The organism is Oribacterium sinus, assembly GCF_963537195.1.
In the GTDB taxonomy this organism is placed as follows: Bacteria; Bacillota; Clostridia; order Lachnospirales; family Lachnospiraceae; genus Oribacterium; species Oribacterium sinus_A.
In genome coordinates, this window is sequence record NZ_CAUTEG010000045.1 from 1 (window position 1) to 17,808 (window position 17,808).

The window sequence follows — 17,808 nt, forward strand, 5'->3', positions numbered from 1 at the left end:
ATATAACATAGCTTTCCGGTAATTTGGAAAACTTTTCTCCCTTCTTTAGGGTATGTGTATCCATAAGTGCGGCATGATAACGAGCCCTTTTAGGAATTGCTCCGGCAGATGAATTTTGTACTTCGATGTTATAAAGCAAGCCTTTTTCATCGGTGCAAAGGCAGTCCAATACCAAAGCTCTTCCATGCAGATTTGGCAGCCTCTTTTGAAGCCTTTGTTCCTTTAACTTTAAGGAAGATTTGCCCAAAATCGTTTGCAGAATATACTCCGTGCAAGCCTGCTCTTCCAGAACTACTTGCATAAAGAGGTCATCCATCAAGGTTAGAGATGCAATGATTTTTTTCTTTTCTAGAGCATCCATCTTTTTTCTTGTACTCTTTAGAATAGCTTCTGAATAATCGATTGTTTTAGTATTAGACTTGGTAAAATTTGTTTTTTTCATAAGCCACCTGCTGAAAATAGAAATAATAGAATTAGATAAAGAAAAATTTATAGTCTTTAGAATAAATAAAAAAAATAGCGATATACGAATTAAAAATTTAATGTAGACTATTTAGAAAGTTGTGTGATTCATTGATTTATATTTTACAACGAGTTAAAGGAATCTCCTATACTCCACATTCGGATAATATCCGTATATGGATAATATAAAAGTATGGTTGATGAAATGGCACAGCACATCTTTCCCATGCCCATCCTCACCCTTCAGCATATTCGTTAGCTTAGGAGCACTGCATATTCTCACCTTTTGGTATACCCTAAAACATAGGTGCACTGCATATCCACATCTTCGCCTATATCAAGAACTAAGGAGCACTGTCTACCCTTTAGCCACAAGGTAATCTGAGCCCCTAGGTACTTAACAAAAGCGAGCGAAGCGAAGATTGAGTTTAGTACCGCTAGCCGGGCGAAGTTAGCGGGAGCGTGCCTTGTGGCTAGAGGGTAGCTAGTGCTCCGAAGCTCCGCATATATGCAGTCCCCCTTGCTATTATCCATTTTCAAGTAGTTTAAATAGATTGAACCGCCCTACAACCTTGATTTGCAAGGGTGTAGAGCGGTTTTCATCAACACGTTTTGTCCTATAAGCCTGTTTTGTCTTATAAGCCCCTCAAACAAACTACCTTAAATCCAAATTTTTAGAAAAAAAAAGAACCCCGAAGGGTTCTTTTTTCATAAGCAGAAATTACTCTGTGTAGTATGTCTTTGCTCCTACTGTAACAGCATTTGGATGATCTGTGCTAGAAACAGTGTAAAGCTTCTTCTCACCATTGTAAAGAACTACACCATTCTTATCAGTAGCATAGTAGATATCATTGCTGTCCTTTAAGTTGGTCTTGCTAGCCTGTACAGAACCGGCTGTGTTAACCAATACCTGTCCTACAAGAGATCCAGTAGAAGAAGTATTATAGTAGCTAACACCTGTATTGCTAGAATCTAACTTCTTCACGTTAGAGCTATCAACCTTAACTCCAGCATAGTTAGAATCATCGTTGTTAGCCTTAAGAACTACACCGTTCTTAGCGTACTTCTTAATCTTAGCTACATAATCATTTGCAGCCTCACCGCTGTTGTTGAAGTACATCTCGTATGTATCATCATCGAAATCTACCTTCTGGTATCCGGTCTTTCTGGAACCGTCCTTCTCACCATCACCGGAGAAGTAGTATACCTTACCGGGAATAGTAAGTCCTGCGTACTGTGTACCAGCAAGATCCTGATAATCATTGTCGCCTACACCGGATGCAGCGTCGAAGTTGTCACGTCCGTTAGGAGAACTTACTAAGCCGGAAACCATACGGCCAAACTCATCGAAGGCATATACCTTACCCTTAATCTTCTTAACCTTATTCTTAACGATCTTACCGCTGTTATCTGCATACCACCAAGAAGCGGAATCGTTCTCATAATCCTTCTGAATATAGGACTCAGCCGGAACAGCCCAAATCCACTGGTTCTTTCTAGCACCGCCATCGCCGTTTACATAAACAACGCTGTCAGATGTCATTGGCTTAGCGCTGAAAGAGCTTCCGGAAAGCTTTGTTGCTGTGGACCAATCCTCGATCATACGACCCTTCTCATCGAAGTAGTATGTCTGTCCGTTGATGGTCTTCTTCTTGTCACGAGAAATCTTACCGTTGTCATCAAAGTAGAACCAAGCAGTGCTGTCCTCACCGTTGTCGTTTACAGTTAACTGTACCCAACCGTGCTGAGCAGAACCGTCATCAAATCCACCGTAGTAGTACTTAGCAGTTGTCCAAGCGTCATCTCCGCTTACAAGAGCAGACTCATCGCCTAACCAACCGTAAAGCATCTTACCTTCCTGGTCGAAAAGATACTTCTTGCCGTTGATAGTATGGATATCAGAAATAGTGAGCTTGTCATTCTTATCTCTGTAAGCCTTACCGTCTGCACCGAAGTACATCCATCTCTTATCGTTTCCGTCCTCTGTGGACTCGTCGAAGGATACCCACTGGTTAGTAACCATAGCACCATCGCCGTTTACGAAATAGTAATCATCGTTGTTCTGAACAACTTCGTTCTTAGCCATGTTTCCATCGGATCCAAGGTAGAACCAGTAGTCTCCGGACTTTCTCCAAGCATCAGCAACAGCATTTCCCTCGTTGTCAAGGTACTGCCACTCACCTGTGGAATTGTTCCAGCCTGCAGCAAAAGTTACTGCAGAAGCTCCAATAGCAAGTAAAGCTGTTGCAGATAAAGCTGCAACCAATTTTGTTTGCTTTCTCATAATTAATGCACTCTCCTTTTTCATTCATGGAAATAATAATCCAAGTTGCGTGACGATTATAACCCTTAATTCTCTTCCATTCAAGAGTTTTTCTAAAGAAATTCTAATTTTTCTTTATTTTTAGGGCTCGCCCCGTTACCTGTCCCACTATAAACTATGTTTTCCTCCTTGTCTATTACAAAGGAAAAACAAATGCTTACGAAGTTCTTAAGCTAATTCTTAATACTTTCCTAATCAATTCTTTTGTTTTATAGCCCTATGTCTCTGTTGTATGGGATTTTCCATAATACTATTTGTAGCGAATCCTCACAATGGGGTTCTATAAATTTTCTACTCTCCTAGCTTAACCAGTCTCTTTTCTTCAAAGGACTTCTTCATGGCGAAGCAGATTTCTGTTGCCCGGGTTCCGTCATATACGGAAAGCTTCGGCTTTTTCTTTTCGATAATACACTGAATAAATTCCTGCATTTCTAAAAGGTATGCCTCATCGAATCTTTCCGGAAAGCTTTCTACACATTCCTGTCTTGCTCCGTAGCGGTCATAGAGGATGGCAAGATTCTTCTCCGGCACGGGACTGATTCTGATGCTGCCTTCCGTTCCCACAATCTCTGTTTCAATATGATACCCATGGGCTGCGGTTCTTCCTACATGAAGTTCAGCAATTCCTCCATTTTCCAGTTGGAATAATGCCGCACCGGTTTCTGTATCGTTACAGGATAAAAATTCCGGATGCTTGAAGTTTGCTCCCAGAGCATATACTTCCTTCACTTCACTTCCTAAGAACCAACGAATCAGATCCACATCATGGCTAGCCATATCGATAAATAGGCCTCCGCTGGTTGGGGCAAACTTGATAGCACCCTCTACAGCCGCCTCTGGATCGATTCCTGTTGCTTTTACCATATAGGGAGTTCCGATAGCACCCTCTTCAATCTTTTTCTTCGCGTAACTGTAAGAGGGATCAAAACGGCGCATAAATCCCAAGAAGAATACCTGGTCGGGATGGGCCTCCACAGCCTTCTCCGCCTTCTTACATTCTTCCACATCCACCCCAAGAGGTTTTTCCGTAAAGACATGGAGGCCTTTAGCTAGAGCCTTTTCAATCTGATCACAGTGACAGGGGCTGGAGCTTACAATAGCTACTGCATCTAAATCTGCCTTGTCCAGCATCTCTTCATAAGAAGTAAAAGTTTCTGAAACCTTCAATTCTTCCTTTGCATACTGTAGTTCCGCTTCCATAATGGAGCAGGCAGCCACCAGCTTTGCTCCGGGAATTTTAAAGGCAATGTTTCTTGCGTGTACCTTTCCTAAGCGTCCCAGTCCTACGATGCCCACTTTAATCTCGCTCATATTTTTCTCCTATTGTTGTATGTTTTCTATTTTGTATTGTTTCCATAAAAAAATCACGGATTTGTTCACTAACAGTGGAGTTATTCTTGCCCACATTTTTTTAGGAACAAATCCGCTTTAGATTCATTTTTCAGCTATTCAATTTTCGATGGAATAGACCTGAAGGAAATTTGTCTTATTTCTTTTTCTTCTGCATTCTCTCTCTTGTTACATCCAGAAGTACGGCGCCAATGATTACCAAACCAAGCACCAGGTTCTGCCAAGCGGAGGGTACGGAAAGCAGGGTAAATCCATTTCTGAGAACCGCAATGATTAATGCGCCCAGCATGGTTCCCACCATGGTTCCCTTTCCTCCCATGAAGGATGCTCCACCGATGATACAAGCTGCGATTGCATCGGTATCATAGGGCTGAATTGCATTTGCACCGTTAGAGATTCCGGAACGGCCAATGGATACGATTCCTGCAAAGCCTGCCATAAAGCCGGAAAGCACATAGCAGAAGGTTAATACATTGTCCGCATTGATTCCGGAAAGACGGGTAGCCTCCATATTTCCTCCGGCACAGTAGATGGAACGACCTAAGGCAGTTTTTGTCAGAAGGATATGCATAAGAATGTAAATCAAAATTACCACTACGAAGCTGATAGGGAATCCCCCTAAGATGGTGGCACTTCCCAGTACCATGATGCCTTCTGCTCCGGTGTTGGAGAAGCTGATCATCTGAGAGGAAGTGATAATTAAAGCTGCTCCCCAAAGCACGTTCTTCATACCAAGGGTTGATACGAAGGGGTGAGGCAGGTGAAGACGGGTAAGAAGAAGACCGTTAATCAGTCCAACAACACCGCCTACTACTAACACAGCCAAGAACAAAAATACCGGATTGGTCACTCCCATTCTTACCATAGCTCCTGCTACGCAGGCTCCGAAGGTTGCCGTAGCGCCTACAGAAAGGTCGATTCCTGCGGTAATCAAGGTAAGCAACATTCCGGTGGAAAGCAGGGCATTGAAGGAGGTCTGCTTTAAGATAGACATCAAATTCGCCTTATCCAAGAAGTTGGGAGAAGCCAATGCCAATGCGATACACAGAATAATCAGTGCCGCAAATGTTCCAATATAATTACTTAAATTTCCTAATTTTGATTTTTGCATCTTATACCTCCCAAGCTGCCTTCATCACGGATTCCTGATTGAAAGCATCTGTACTTCTTGACATTTCTCCGGTGATTCTTCCTTCACGCATTACCAGCACCCTGTCACTCATTCCCAGGATTTCCGGCATCTCGGAAGACACCATGATGACACATTTTCCCTCTTTTACCAAACGGTTAATGACCTGATACACTTCAACCTTGGCTCCTACGTCGATTCCTCTGGTAGGTTCATCCAAGATATAAATGTCTGCATTGGTATTTAACCACTTTCCGATAACCACCTTCTGCTGGTTTCCGCCGGAAAGCTGTCCTACTCTTTCTTCCTGGCTTGGGCACTTAATGCTTAGCTCTTGAATTCTGCCCTCACCCATGCTGTCCATATCCTTCTGACTTAAGAACAACCCCTTCTGATAACCCTTTAAATTCGCTAATATCAGATTGTTCTGGATGGACTCATTTAAAATCAGTCCCTGTCCCTTCCGGTCCTCGGTCAGGAAAGCAATTTTAGCCCGGATAGCATCTTTGGGATTCTTAATATCCACCTTCTCCCCGCGGATATAGATTTCTCCTCCGTCAATGGGGTCTGCTCCGAAGATGGCTCTCATGGTTTCTGTTCTTCCCGCACCTACCAGTCCGGAAAATCCTAAAACCTCTCCGCCATAAGCCTTAAAGGATACATTGTGAAGCACGCCCTTACGGTGAATATTCTTTACTTCCAACAATGGTTTTTCAGAACGCACGCCTGGTTCCTTCGGGAATTGGTTATCCAGAGAACGGCCTACCATGGCCTTAATCAGGCTGTCATTGTCCCAATCCGCCACGTCCTTGGTATCAATGTATTCTCCGTCACGGATAACGGTAATCCGGTCGCAGAGTTGGAACAGCTCCTCCAGCTTATGGGATACGAAGATGATGCCGATTCCCTGCTCCCGTAAATCTCTACAGATTTTCAAAAGCTCTTCTACCTCTTTTTCCGATAAGGAAGAGGTAGGCTCATCCATGATGATACACTTGGCATTGGCCAGAAGGGCCTTGGAGATTTCAATCATCTGTTGAACACCCATGCCGTAGTGTCCTGCCGGCTTCCGCACATCCACATCCAATCCCAACTTCTTCATCATGTCCTGAGCTATCTGGTGCATTTTTCCATAGTCCAGTAATGGCCCTTTGTGAATCCACTTGTTGATAAACATATTGTCGGTTACCGAAAGCAGCTTCTCAATATTCAGTTCTTGATACACGCAGGATATTCCCGCAGAAATGGCCTGCTGTGGAGTTTTAAATTGTCTTTCCTGTCCTTCTACGATGATCTGCCCCTCATCCGGATGGTATACCCCAGTTAATACTTTAATCAGCGTAGACTTTCCTGCTCCATTCTCTCCGATCAATCCTAAAATCTCGCCTTTACGTACATCTAACTGCATCTTGCTTAGCGCAACCACACCGGGGAAGGTCTTGCGTACATCCTTCAGTTGTACAATACTTTCCTTCATGCTTTCCCCTTTATTTTACTCTTGTGTATAGTGCCTGTTATGATTTTCACAAAAATGTATTTGAAAAAAATTTCTTTTTTGTCTTCTTTCAAGAAAAGGGATGTTTTCTTATGAGGAGAAACATCCCTTTGTTGTGCTTAGATTCACTTCATTTTGCTCGGAAGCATCCGCTATCTTCCGGCTGATTTGATTTTCAAAGCTATGATTACTTTCCTAAGTAAGAGTTCAGGTCATCCAATCTCTTCTGCGCGTTGTCCTTTGTGATTACGGATACGCCGGAGTTGATGAACTCTGGAAGCTCTGTTCCATTTAACTTTGCAACAGTTGCAGCTACAGACTTGTATCCCATGTCATAAGCTTCCTGTGCAACAGACATAGACTCTGTTCCGTCAAGGATAGCTTCACATGCGGACTTGATGCCGTCGAAGCCCATGAAAATGGTATTCTTGTATGCTTCGTTACCCTTAGCTGCTCTTGCTGCTGCGATAGCCATATCGTCATTGTTACAAGCGATGATAGCGATTCCTTCCGGGTGGTTCTGCATAATAGCTTCCATAGAAGTTACAGCCTTATCTGCTACTGCGTCAGCATACTGGATTTCCTTCTCCAAGAACTCTCCGCCTGCTTCATTGATACCTTCCTGATATCCCTTCAGTCTTGCAGTTGCTGTTCCGTCTCCCTGTACTCCGGAAATGGAGATGGCCTTAATCTCTGTCCAGCCTCTCTTCTTTGCTTCCTCAACAGCAGCCTTTCCGCCTTCCTTTGCCGCAGTGTCATTTGCAGTTCCTACGAAGGATAATACTTCCTTAGCATCGATATTGGTATCTACTGCCACGATTGGCTTGGTCTGTCCTGCGATAAGAGTCTTAACCAGGTCAGCCTGTAATGGAGCGATAACATATCCGTCATAGCTTCCGGAGTTTAAGTCGGTCTCGATCATGTTCTGCTGCTCGTCATAAGCAGTCTCGGAGCTTGCACCCTTAACCTCAACCTTAACGTTTGGGTGATCCTTCTCAAATGCCTTTGCTCCTGCTACCACATAGCTCCAGTACTCGGAGGAGGTGGTCTTTAAGATTACGTCAATCTTGTAATCTCCTTCGAAGCTTGCTCCTGCCAAGGGATCCTCGGAAGAATCGGACTTAGCCTCAGCCTTCTCCTCGGTCTTACCCTCCTTAGCTTCCTCAGACTTAGCCTCCTCAGACTTAGCCTCTTTGGACTTAGCCTCGGTTCCTGCATTTTCTGTCTTGGTCTCAGTCTTGTCACATCCTGTAAGAGCGAAGGAAAGAGCAGATGCTGCCATTAAAACTACAAGTGCTTTTTTAAACATTTTGATTACCTCTCTTATAAAATGGATTTTTGTTCCTCTTGGAACGGGTTATTTTATCGATCAAGAACTTTTCTCTTCTATATAGAAGAATTCCGCTCTTAGATTTCACTAAGTTGTACAGGGCGCTTCTCTAACAGGGACTTTCTTGCTGCCATAGCCACGCGTACGGATTCCAAACCGTCCTTACCGCCTACAGGTACTTCCTTGCCCTCCAATACTGCATCTACGAAGTCCTCCATTTCCGCAATAAAGGCATCGTTATATCTCTCTAAGAAGAACCATGTGGGCTTTGCTCCCTCCACACCGGATGCAGTGCTGATATAAGCTTCATTTTCAAGATTGTTGTTATCCTGTACACAACCCTTTTCGCAATGTACTTCCACTCTCTGGTCATAACCGTAGGGAGCCTGACGACAGTTGTCGATTACGCCGATGGCACCGTTAGCAAACTTCAAGGTCACGATAGCGGTATCCACATCGTCATACTTTGCAAAGTCAGGATTTACCAGGCAAGCGCCTACCGTGTTTACCTCGGTAATATCGGAGCCTGCAAGGTAACGAACCATATCAAAGTCATGAATCATCATATCCATAAAGATTCCGCCGGATACAGCCACATAGGACATAGGTGGTGCTTCAGGGTCTCTGGAGCAAACCTTTACTACATAGGGCTTTCCTAACTGACCGGATGCCACCACATCTCTTACCTTCTTGTGAGAACGATCGAAACGACGAACGAATCCAAGCTGTAATTTTACCCCTGCCTTTTCTACTTCCGCCAAAGCTTCCTTAATCTTATCCAAGTCGGTGTGGATTGGCTTCTCACAGAAAATCTGCTTTCCTGCTCTTGCGGACTGAATAATGAAATCCGCGTGGGTGTCTGTGGAAGAACAAATCAAAACTGCCTCTACTTCTTTGTTTTCAAAAACATCCTTAGGATCCTTGCTGCAGTTTGTGATGCCGATACCCTTAGCCCAGGCTTCCATCTCTTCATTTAAGAAGGGGTCTACTGCAACAATGATTTCTGCGTTAGGAAGACTGTTTTGGATGTTCATGGCATGAAGCTTTCCGATTCTGCCCATTCCCAAAAGTCCCATTTTTACTGTTTTTCCCATAATTCCTCCTTTTGTATTTTTACTCCGCTATCCTTCTTCGGAGCTTTTTACTTCTTTTGTGTTTTACTGCTTTACATTTTTCTCTATAGATTTACTTCGACAAGCTTGTTCCGCCAAATGTTCTATAGCTTTTTTCTGCAAGATTCTGATGAAGTGATGAACTATCTTGTTCCCGACTTATAGTCCGGTCTTCTCGTGAATGTACTTTCTGGCCTTGATAGCGTACTCTAACGGATTTGCCTTTGCAGGATCCTGCTCAGCCTCTACCAGTACCCAACCTTCATAGCCGGATTCTTCGATAATCTTGAACAATGGAGCAAAGTCCACATCTCCGTCACCGGGAACGGTAAAGCATCCTTCTCTTACGCTCTTTAAGAAGCTCCAATGATTCTTTCTGGACTCCTCTACCACAGCCTTTCTTAAATCCTTTAAGTGGATGTGGCGAACTCTGGAAATATACTTCTTTAAAACCTTCTCAGGGTCAATTCCTGCAAAGGAGCAATGTCCGCTGTCGAAAAGCAGGAACACATACTCGGGATCCACTTCCGCCATAAAGCGGTCGATTTCTTCCTCAGTCTGTACTACGGTTCCCATGTGGTGGTGGAAGGTAAGAATCATACCCTCTTCCTTGGCAATCTTACCCAGCTTGTTTAAGCCCTCGGTAAGCTTCTTCCACTCCTCATCATTCATCACATACTTGCCTTCCAGAATAGGCTGATCCAGCTTTCCCTGGGTGCTGTAGCTTTGCTCGGAAACACCGATTCTCTTGGCACCCACAGCCTTTAAGAATGCCAGCTCCTTACGGAAAGCCTCTTCTGTCTCTTCGTAAGGCTTGGAAATCAGGAAGGAGGAGAACCAACGGTTACAGATGGTTAAACCTCTTAAATCCAAAGCCTTCTTCAGCTCTACAGGATCAGTGGGATAGTGGCTTCCTACCTCTGTTCCGGAAAATCCTGCCAAAGCCATTTCGGAAACGGTCTGCTGGAAGGTATTTTCCTTTCCCAAATCCGGCATATCATCATTGGTCCAGCCGATGGGGGCAATACCCAGAGAAATTTTTTCCTTGTTTAACATAGTTTGCTCCTTTTTTCTCAACTCTCGCAGCAATGCTGCTTTTATTTCCTACAAGAGGATGAGCCTCTGCTTCCTTCCTCTTGCTTAAAACTTTGCATCATGTAGCCAGGTATAACGTTCATCCTCGCAACGGTCAGTCTGGTTCCAGGGTTTTCCGGGCAAATGCCGAATCATCCAGCAGGTATACATTAGAAATCCCGGCGCCACTGCCTGGGGATGTAAGCATCCTCCGGGGATTGCGGAAAAGCTTCCGTCAACGGATTTGAATACCTGATCTCCTACGAAGCTGGCGCCAAAGCCCTCCGGTCTGTCAAACTTGAAATAATAGCACTCCGGCTGATCGTGTCTATGGGGCAGGTAGCCGGACCAGTTTCCTCTATCATTTAGGACCTCTCCCAAAACCATATTGGAAAGGGGAGCAATTTCGTGGTCGAAAATGGTGTTTACCTGACGGTTGGCTACATTTCCAAACTTTCCCTTGGCGCCGGAGTAAATCCAGGGCGCATCCTTTGGCTCATAAAACTCTGTGGGAAAATCCTTTTCATTTTCCGTACACTGCACAAGAATTTCACTGTCCTCCAGAGCCTTTATCAAAACTTCTTTTCCCTTGGAAAGATGCACCGCATAGGGGCCTTCTGTGAAGACATCCTTTCTGCTTCCTTCTTTTTCCGTGCCTTCATAGACAAACTTGATTTTTCCGGAAAGCAGTAAAACGGCAAACTCTTCCTTTTCCTTGGAAAAACGTCTTTCCTCTCCCTTTTTCATCCGATATACCCGGATGTCCATCAGCATATCCCGGTATTCATTTTCATAGGTGCAAAGAATCTGCTCGCCCTCCGCACTGAACTCCGGATATCCAAATACTTTTTTCTCCATATTTCCTGACTTTCTCTAGTACTTTCTAGCCTCTTCTCTGTGACGAATCACTTCTTCGTAAGCTTCCTTAACAGATGCCTTCTCGGAAACCGCAGCCATTCCCACGTCCCACCAAGCTTCATAGCCGTTGGTCATAGTCTTGGGGATAACCTTTAAGTCAAACAGACAAGTTCTATCCTGCTTCTTCGCATCCTCTAAGGCCTCTTCCAATTCCTGAACGGTCTTACAGGTATAGGTCTTTAAGCCGTAGCCCTCTCCCACCTTGGCATAGTCCACAAGAATCAGCTCACCCTCAGGCTTCTGTCCTGTGGTATAGCGGAACTCTGTGGCAATACTGCCTACGCCGTGGGTCATCTCCAGATTATTGATGCAACCGAAGCCGCAGTTGTCAAAGACAAGAATGTTTACCTTCTTCTTTTCCTGCACGATGGTCATAATCTCGGAGTGAAGCATCTGGAAGGAGCCGTCTCCCACCACTGCATAAACTTCCTTCTCCGGCTCTGCCATCTTTACCCCAAGGGTTGCAGCTACTTCGTAGCCCATGCAGGAGTAGCCGTACTCTGCGTGATAAGCGTAACGGGAATCTGTTGTCCAAAGCCTCTGCATACAGCTGGGAAGGGATCCTCCTGCTGTGATGACGATACCGTCTGCAGGCATCTTTCTCCGGAGAGCGGCGATTGCTGCGGTCTGGGTAAGATAGCCTTTCGTCTTTTCCACAAACTCCGGAATGGTTCTTGGGTCTCTTTCCGGTACCAATGGCTCGAAGCCCTCTTCCTTGTAGGCATATTCAGCCAAACGATTATATTCCTTATCCCATTCCGCCTTACAGCTTTCGATTTCTCCCTTGTAAGCGGAACGATAATTCTTTTCTCTTAATGCCTTAGCCAGTTCTTCCAAAGTAGCCTTGGCATCTCCTACCGCCTTGATGGCATCCATCTTATAGGCATGGTAGCGGTTGTTGTTAATAGTAAGAACCTGCACTCCCTCTTCTCTGAAGAGCCACTTGGAGCCGGTGGTAAAGTCGGACAGGCGAGAACCGATAGCCAGCACTGTATCCGCTTCTTTAGCAATACGATTTGCCGCCAAGGTTCCGGTAACACCGATTCCTCCTAAGCAGTAAGGATCAGAGGACTTACAAGCACTCTTTCCGGCCTGTGTCTCTCCGAAAGGAATATTGAATTCCTTACAGAAGGCCTCCACAGCCTCCCCGGCCTCACTGTATTTTACGCCTCCCCCTACAACGATAAGAGGTTTCTTGCTCTTGGAAAGGGCATCTGCCAAATCCTGCACTTCTTCCTTCGCCGCAGATACTCTGCTGATTCTGTGTACTCTCTTTTGGAAGAAATACTCCGGATAATCGTATGCCTCTCCTTCCACATCCTGGCAGAGACCGATAGCCACCGCTCCGCATTCGGAAGGATCGGTAAGAACTCTCATGGCCTGAATCAGGGCAGACATAATCATTTCCGGTCTGGTAATTCTGTCCCAGTATTTGCAAAGTGGCTTAAACGCGTCATTGGTGGTTACCGCAAGACTGCCTAAGTTCTCCAACTGCTGTAAAACCGGATCCGGCTGTCTGGAAGCGAAGGTATCCGCCGGGAAAAGTAACAATGGAATATTGTTCACTGTTGCTGTAGCTGCTGCCACCAGCATATTTGCAGAACCGGGACCTACTGAAGAAGTACAGGGAATAATTTTTCTCCGATTATGCTGCTTAGCAAAGGCGATAGCCGCATGGCACATTCCCTGCTCATTTCTTCCCTGCATTACATGGAGACTTCCGGGATTCTCGTCCAAAGCCTGACCGATTCCTAAGGCAATTCCATGACCGAAGATGGTGAAAAAGCCCTCTACAAACTTGGTCTCTTTTCCGTCAAAACACACATACTGCTGATCCAAAAACTTTACAATGGCTTGAGCCACCGTTAAACGAATTGTCTTCTCCATATTCCACTCCTATACTCTGGCAATCATCTCTCCGTACTGTTCTTTTTCTTCCTTAATGAAGGCCTGAAGCTCTTCTGTTGTGGGAAGGTCTACGGAACAGTTGTTGGAGCGAACCATCATTGCCGCCTCTGCAGAACCATTTTCCAAACAAACAATCATCTCTTCTCCCTTAAATAAAGAAGATAAAAATGCTGCATTGTAGCCGTCTCCACCGCCGAAGCCCTTTCTGGCCTCCACCGGGAATGGCTTAATGCTGTAAGCCTTTCCGTCCTTGGTATAGGCTGTGGAGCCCTTCATACCATGCTTGACAACCAAAATCGTGGCGTTTTGAGAGAACCAGTATTTAGCACTCTCCTCATCACTCATGCCCTTTTGGATGAACTGCTCTGTTAAGTCAAATTCCTCTCTGGAGCCGATAATCAAGTCCGCTTCCTTCGCCACCTGTGCATAATAGATGCCGATTTCATCCTGGTTTTTCCAGTTATAGGCACGGTAGTCGATGTCGAAAATGAGCTTTACGCCATTTTTCTTTGCCAGCATCACAGCCTTTAAGGCTGCCTCTCTGGAGGGGCTTTCTGCTAATGCAGTTCCGGAAATCAGAATCGCCTTTGCCTTCTTGATATATTCCTCATCAATATGCTCTACGGAAAGAGATAGATCCGCCGCCTGGTTTCTATACATCAGGATGGAGCTTTCCGACTTGGAACGCATCTCGGTAAAGGTAAGTCCAAGCTTCTCTCCCTGCTGTGCCCGAACAATGTGACTGGTATCCACGCCCTTTTCGGAAAGGAAGTTAATCACAAAGTCTCCAAACTGGTCATCGGATACACAGGAGAAAAACCCTGCCTTTAAGCCATGCTTCTGTACTCCCAAAGCGGAGTTTGCAGGACTGCCTCCTACAAACATTTCAAAGAAATGCACCTGTTCCAAGGGCTTAAACTCTTCTTTTACTTCCTTGGAGTATGCCGGATTAAAATCAATGGCTACTCTTCCTAAAAAGATAATATCCAATTCTTTACTCTGATCTAATGAAAACAGTTCCATTTTTTCTCCTCCGAAAATCCTATTCTTTTCCCGCAAACACCAGAATATGGTGTTGTGCCGTCTTTTCTACTTCCTCAACTGCTCTTTTACTCATCTTATAGAAGTCTCCCTTGGGATTCTCCTCACAATATTCTTTACAAGCCTTTACCACTGCCGCAGCCAGCGCTGTTGCAATGTTTATTTTCTGAATGCCCAGGTGGCTGGCTCTTTGGAAGTCCTCATCTGAGATTCCTGAGCCTCCGTGAAGTACTAAAAATTGTTCCGGCAATGCCTGATGAATTTCTTCTAAAATATCAAATCGAAGCTTCGGTTCCCCGTCATAGTTACCGTGCTTGTTTCCTATGGCAATGGCTAAAGCTGTAACGCCCGTCTCTTGACAAAATCGAAGGGCATCTTCCTTCTTGGTATAGGCCACGCCGTGATCCACACCTCCGCCTTCTCCCTTTCCTACTAATCCAAGTTCCGCTTCCACATCCGCATCATAGTTTTTCGCCATTTCGATTACTTTTTTGGTATTAGCGATATTTTCCTCTATCGGAAGAAGAGAGCCGTCATACATGACGGAAGTGAATCCCATCTGAAGAGCCTTCTCAATGGTTTCAAAGGTCAAACCGTGATCCAAATGCACTGCAATATCAATAGAAGAATTCTTCGCTGCTGAAAGCATCATGGGTCCCATCAGTTCCAGCGGTGCTGTTCCGAATCTCGCCTCTGCCAGCTGCAAAATCACAGGAATCTTTAGTTCCTCAACAGCGGCCATAACCCCCATCAGACTTTCCATACTGTAAACACTCAGGGAGGCACAGGCTCTGTTCTCTTTTCTTGCATTTTCCAGCAACTTACTCATCTTTACCAGTGGCATTTGATTTTCCCCCTTAACTATCTAATACTTTCTCATTAATTACGAAAAATATTATCAATTCATTGCTTTTATGTCAATACAATTTGCAAATTATGGTTAATTTCTACCTATTCATGGGTAAGTTTTTGTAAAATTCAACAGATAAGCTTTGGGGATTTCATAAAATTTATAAGTTAACATAAAAAGGAACTTACTCATCCTGTTTTTTTAAGTAAAAAGCAGAATGAAAAGTCCCTTTTGGATAACGTCTACTATTAATAAAGAAGCTTCACATGATTTTTCCCCAGCATCTCCACATAATCCTCCGGTGGACAGGTATCTGTAATCAGACAGTCAAAGTCCTGAAAATCCCCAAAGGTATAAAGAGCCGTTTTCCCGAATTTCGAATGATCCACCATCAGATTCTTGATTCTGGAGCGTTCCAAAACCTCTTTTTTAATGTTGTATTCATATGCGGAGGCGTTTGTCATACCCTTCTGCAAAGATACTCCGGTAGCAGCCATAAAGGCCTGATCGATATTGTAAATCCGAAGCTGTTCCACCGTTTCCAATCCCACAAAGGACATGGTTTCCCGTCTAAGGCTCCCCGGCAGCATTAGGAGCTGTAGCCCGGGATAATCCTTCGCCATGTAAGCCACTCTCAAGCTGTTGGTGATAATCATGCAGGAAACATGGCCAATGTACTTTACCAGATTCACACAGGAGCTTCCGGTATCGATAAAGATGGTATCTCCCTCCTTCACCAGTTCCCCGGCCGATTTACAAATCTTTTCTTTCTCTTCCTTATGGCTTATATTTCTTTCGGAAAACGCGGACAGCTCCACCTGTTTCCCGGCATTTTCCTTAGCCTTTACTCCGCCATAAACCTTTTTTATATTTCCTCTTAATAGTAATTCTTCAATGTCTCTTCGTACTGTATTTTTGGAAATTTGATATTTTTTGCAAAGTTCGTCTAAGCTGCTGTCCTTCTGCGACAAAATATATTCTTCCATATCATCCAAACGTTTATCCCTCATGCTTTTCCTCCATCTCGACCTTTCTCCTCTTCATTCCCCTTGTTATACATATTCCCTCTTCTCTTTCATGCGTTTTTTGGTAAATTTCAAGTTACTCCTTGACATATACCATAGATATGCTAACATTATACTCAACATTTACCCATTTTTCAAGAATGTTTACAAAGGAGGAGTAACATGGGAGTAAAAAGAATGAACTATTGCATCAACGGTGAGTGGGTTCCCTCTAAGACGGATAAATATATGCCTATTACGGATTCCAGTACCGGCGAAGTAATTGCTGAGGTACCAAGCTGTACTAAGGAAGAGGTTTTGGCTGCGATTGCCTCTGCCCAGGAAGCTTTTCCTGCATGGAGCGCAATGTCCATTTCCAAGAGAACCCAATATATGTTTACCTGGAGAGATGTTTTGATTAAGCATAAGGAAGAGTTATCTCAACTTTGTGCCAAGGAGCTTGGAAAGACCATCGGTGAGGCAAGAGGAGACGTACAGAAGGCTATTGAGCCTACAGAGCTGGCTTGTGCCATTCCTGACCTTCTGCAGGGCGAAACCTCTATGAATGTAACCACCGGATATGACACCGCTACTTACAAAGCACCTCTTGGTGTAGTTGCCGGCATTGTTCCTATGAACTTCCCTGCTATGATTCCTTGGGGTTGGATGGTTCCTGTGGCTATCGCTACCGGAAATACCGTTGTATTAAAGGCTAACAGCCAGACTCCTCTCACTTCCATGAGAATATTGGAGCTTTTCTACGAAGAGGCACATTTCCCAAAGGGTGTTGTAAACTTAGTAACCTGCGGAAGACAAGAAGCGGATATCCTTTTGAAGGATGAGCGCATTAAGGCCGTTACCTTCGTAGGAACCACCAAGGTTGGTAAGGAAGTATATTCCGTTGCTGCTGCTCACGGAAAGCGTGTTCAGTCTCAAACAGAGGCAAAGAACCATGCTCTTCTCTTAGAGGATGCTGATTTAGAGAGTGCAACCAACGCCATCATCAACTCTACCTACGGATGCGCAGGAATGCGTTGTATGGCTCTTCCTGTAATCGTGGTTCAGGATAGCATTGCCGATAAGTTTGTAGCGCTCTTAAAGGAGAAGGCACAGGCTATGAAGATCGGTGCCGCTTATGATGAGGATACCAAGTTAGGACCTGTTGTATCCGCAAAGCATAAAGAAAGCGTATTGAACTGGATTCAGAAGGGTATTGATGAAGGTGCCGAGCTTGTATTGGATGGTAGAGATGTGAAGGTTCCCGGCTTGGAGAACGGATTCTTCGTTGGACCAACCATCTTCGACCATGTTACTAAGGATATGAGCATCGGTGACTGCGAAATCTTCGGACCGGTTACTTGTATCAAGAGAGTAAAGAACTATGAAGAGGGTATCGCTATCATGAATGCAAACCCCTTCGCTAACGGTTCTGCAATTTTTACCCAGAGCGGCTACTATGCAAGACGTTTTGCTATGGAAACTGATGGAGGAATGGTAGGAATCAACGTGGGAATTCCTGTACCGACAGCTTACTTCCCCTTCTCCGGAAACAAGGATTCCTTCTTTGGAGACCTTCACGTTCTCGGAAGAGACGGTGTTCGCTTCTTCACCAGAGCAAAGACCGTAACCACACACTGGTTCGATGAGAAGTCTGCTCACAGAGAAGTAGGAACATGGGAAGGAAGTACTGATGTTTAATCCGAAAATCGGAAAACATCCTGATTCGCCTAAATCATTATAATCGAGTAGGAGGCGGTGACTAACCGCCGTCCTCTCACAGCACTGTACGTACGGTTCTCGTATACAGCGCTT

14 protein-coding genes are annotated in these 17,808 nt (G+C 44.6%); 1 reads left to right on the forward strand and 13 read right to left on the reverse strand.

The features are described 5' to 3' along the window. The 13 genes from RYL27_RS06530 to RYL27_RS06590 all read right to left on the reverse strand — a co-directional run. On the reverse strand, window positions 1–442 hold a 442-nt coding region (locus RYL27_RS06530), incomplete at its 3' end, for a PD-(D/E)XK nuclease family transposase (RefSeq protein ID WP_314966043.1). A 741-nt stretch (window positions 443–1,183) separates the two neighbouring features. After that, window positions 1,184–2,770: a hypothetical protein gene (locus RYL27_RS06535; RefSeq protein WP_314966045.1), complete on the reverse strand. Its 1,587-nt coding sequence runs from the start codon at window positions 2,768–2,770 to the stop codon at window positions 1,184–1,186. A gap of 306 nt (window positions 2,771–3,076) precedes the next feature. Continuing rightward, complete coding sequence (locus RYL27_RS06540) at window positions 3,077–4,096, reverse strand: Gfo/Idh/MocA family protein (RefSeq protein WP_314966047.1); 1,020 nt, start codon at window positions 4,094–4,096, stop codon at window positions 3,077–3,079. A gap of 175 nt (window positions 4,097–4,271) precedes the next feature. Then, complete coding sequence (locus RYL27_RS06545; RefSeq protein WP_308580030.1) at window positions 4,272–5,246, reverse strand: ABC transporter permease; 975 nt, start codon at window positions 5,244–5,246, stop codon at window positions 4,272–4,274. A gap of 1 nt (window position 5,247) precedes the next feature. Further along, window positions 5,248–6,741 (reverse strand): sugar ABC transporter ATP-binding protein, encoded by a 1,494-nt coding sequence (locus RYL27_RS06550; RefSeq protein ID WP_314966048.1) that lies wholly within the window; start codon window positions 6,739–6,741, stop codon window positions 5,248–5,250. Between the two features lie 205 nt (window positions 6,742–6,946). Continuing rightward, complete coding sequence (locus tag RYL27_RS06555) at window positions 6,947–8,068, reverse strand: sugar ABC transporter substrate-binding protein (protein ID WP_314966050.1); 1,122 nt, start codon at window positions 8,066–8,068, stop codon at window positions 6,947–6,949. 98 nt (window positions 8,069–8,166) lie between these two features. Next, a complete protein-coding gene (gene iolG, locus RYL27_RS06560; protein WP_308580035.1) occupies window positions 8,167–9,183 on the reverse strand; it encodes an inositol 2-dehydrogenase in 1,017 nt (338 codons plus the stop codon). Window positions 9,184–9,360: 177 nt separating this feature from the next. After that, window positions 9,361–10,257 (reverse strand): myo-inosose-2 dehydratase, encoded by an 897-nt coding sequence (gene iolE / locus RYL27_RS06565; protein ID WP_007157889.1) that lies wholly within the window; start codon window positions 10,255–10,257, stop codon window positions 9,361–9,363. 84 nt (window positions 10,258–10,341) lie between these two features. Continuing rightward, window positions 10,342–11,133 carry a 5-deoxy-glucuronate isomerase gene (locus RYL27_RS06570; RefSeq protein ID WP_314966053.1) on the reverse strand — a complete coding sequence of 264 codons (792 nt, stop codon included), beginning with the start codon at window positions 11,131–11,133 and terminating at the stop codon, window positions 10,342–10,344. Window positions 11,134–11,148: 15 nt separating this feature from the next. Beyond that, a complete protein-coding gene (iolD, locus tag RYL27_RS06575; RefSeq protein ID WP_183683171.1) occupies window positions 11,149–13,080 on the reverse strand; it encodes a 3D-(3,5/4)-trihydroxycyclohexane-1,2-dione acylhydrolase (decyclizing) in 1,932 nt (643 codons plus the stop codon). 9 nt (window positions 13,081–13,089) lie between these two features. Further along, window positions 13,090–14,124, reverse strand: coding sequence for a 5-dehydro-2-deoxygluconokinase (gene iolC / locus RYL27_RS06580; RefSeq protein WP_314966055.1), 1,035 nt, complete (start codon window positions 14,122–14,124; stop codon window positions 13,090–13,092). Window positions 14,125–14,143: 19 nt separating this feature from the next. Then, entirely contained in the window at window positions 14,144–14,986 is an 843-nt protein-coding gene (locus RYL27_RS06585) for a ketose-bisphosphate aldolase (protein WP_314966056.1), read from the reverse strand. Window positions 14,987–15,240: 254 nt separating this feature from the next. Then, window positions 15,241–16,002 (reverse strand): DeoR/GlpR family DNA-binding transcription regulator, encoded by a 762-nt coding sequence (locus tag RYL27_RS06590; RefSeq protein WP_314345331.1) that lies wholly within the window; start codon window positions 16,000–16,002, stop codon window positions 15,241–15,243. Between the two features lie 177 nt (window positions 16,003–16,179). On the opposite strand from RYL27_RS06590, the gene RYL27_RS06595 reads away from it, so the two are divergent. Further along, window positions 16,180–17,694: a CoA-acylating methylmalonate-semialdehyde dehydrogenase gene (locus RYL27_RS06595; protein WP_314345333.1), complete on the forward strand. Its 1,515-nt coding sequence runs from the start codon at window positions 16,180–16,182 to the stop codon at window positions 17,692–17,694. The last annotated feature ends 114 nt before the right edge of the window (window positions 17,695–17,808 follow it).

Coding starts and splice junctions, on each gene's coding strand:
- RYL27_RS06535 (WP_314966045.1), bottom strand. CDS start 2,770: ATGAAAAAGGAGAGTGCATTAATTATGAGAAAGCAAACAAAATTGGTT.
- RYL27_RS06540 (WP_314966047.1), bottom strand. CDS start 4,096: ATGAGCGAGATTAAAGTGGGCATCGTAGGACTGGGACGCTTAGGAAAG.
- RYL27_RS06545 (WP_308580030.1), bottom strand. CDS start 5,246: ATGCAAAAATCAAAATTAGGAAATTTAAGTAATTATATTGGAACATTT.
- RYL27_RS06550 (WP_314966048.1), bottom strand. CDS start 6,741: ATGAAGGAAAGTATTGTACAACTGAAGGATGTACGCAAGACCTTCCCC.
- RYL27_RS06555 (WP_314966050.1), bottom strand. CDS start 8,068: ATGTTTAAAAAAGCACTTGTAGTTTTAATGGCAGCATCTGCTCTTTCC.
- iolG (WP_308580035.1), bottom strand. CDS start 9,183: ATGGGAAAAACAGTAAAAATGGGACTTTTGGGAATGGGCAGAATCGGA.
- iolE (WP_007157889.1), bottom strand. CDS start 10,257: ATGTTAAACAAGGAAAAAATTTCTCTGGGTATTGCCCCCATCGGCTGG.
- RYL27_RS06570 (WP_314966053.1), bottom strand. CDS start 11,133: ATGGAGAAAAAAGTATTTGGATATCCGGAGTTCAGTGCGGAGGGCGAG.
- iolD (WP_183683171.1), bottom strand. CDS start 13,080: ATGGAGAAGACAATTCGTTTAACGGTGGCTCAAGCCATTGTAAAGTTT.
- iolC (WP_314966055.1), bottom strand. CDS start 14,124: ATGGAACTGTTTTCATTAGATCAGAGTAAAGAATTGGATATTATCTTT.
- RYL27_RS06585 (WP_314966056.1), bottom strand. CDS start 14,986: ATGCCACTGGTAAAGATGAGTAAGTTGCTGGAAAATGCAAGAAAAGAG.
- RYL27_RS06590 (WP_314345331.1), bottom strand. CDS start 16,002: ATGAGGGATAAACGTTTGGATGATATGGAAGAATATATTTTGTCGCAG.
- RYL27_RS06595 (WP_314345333.1), top strand. CDS start 16,180: ATGGGAGTAAAAAGAATGAACTATTGCATCAACGGTGAGTGGGTTCCC.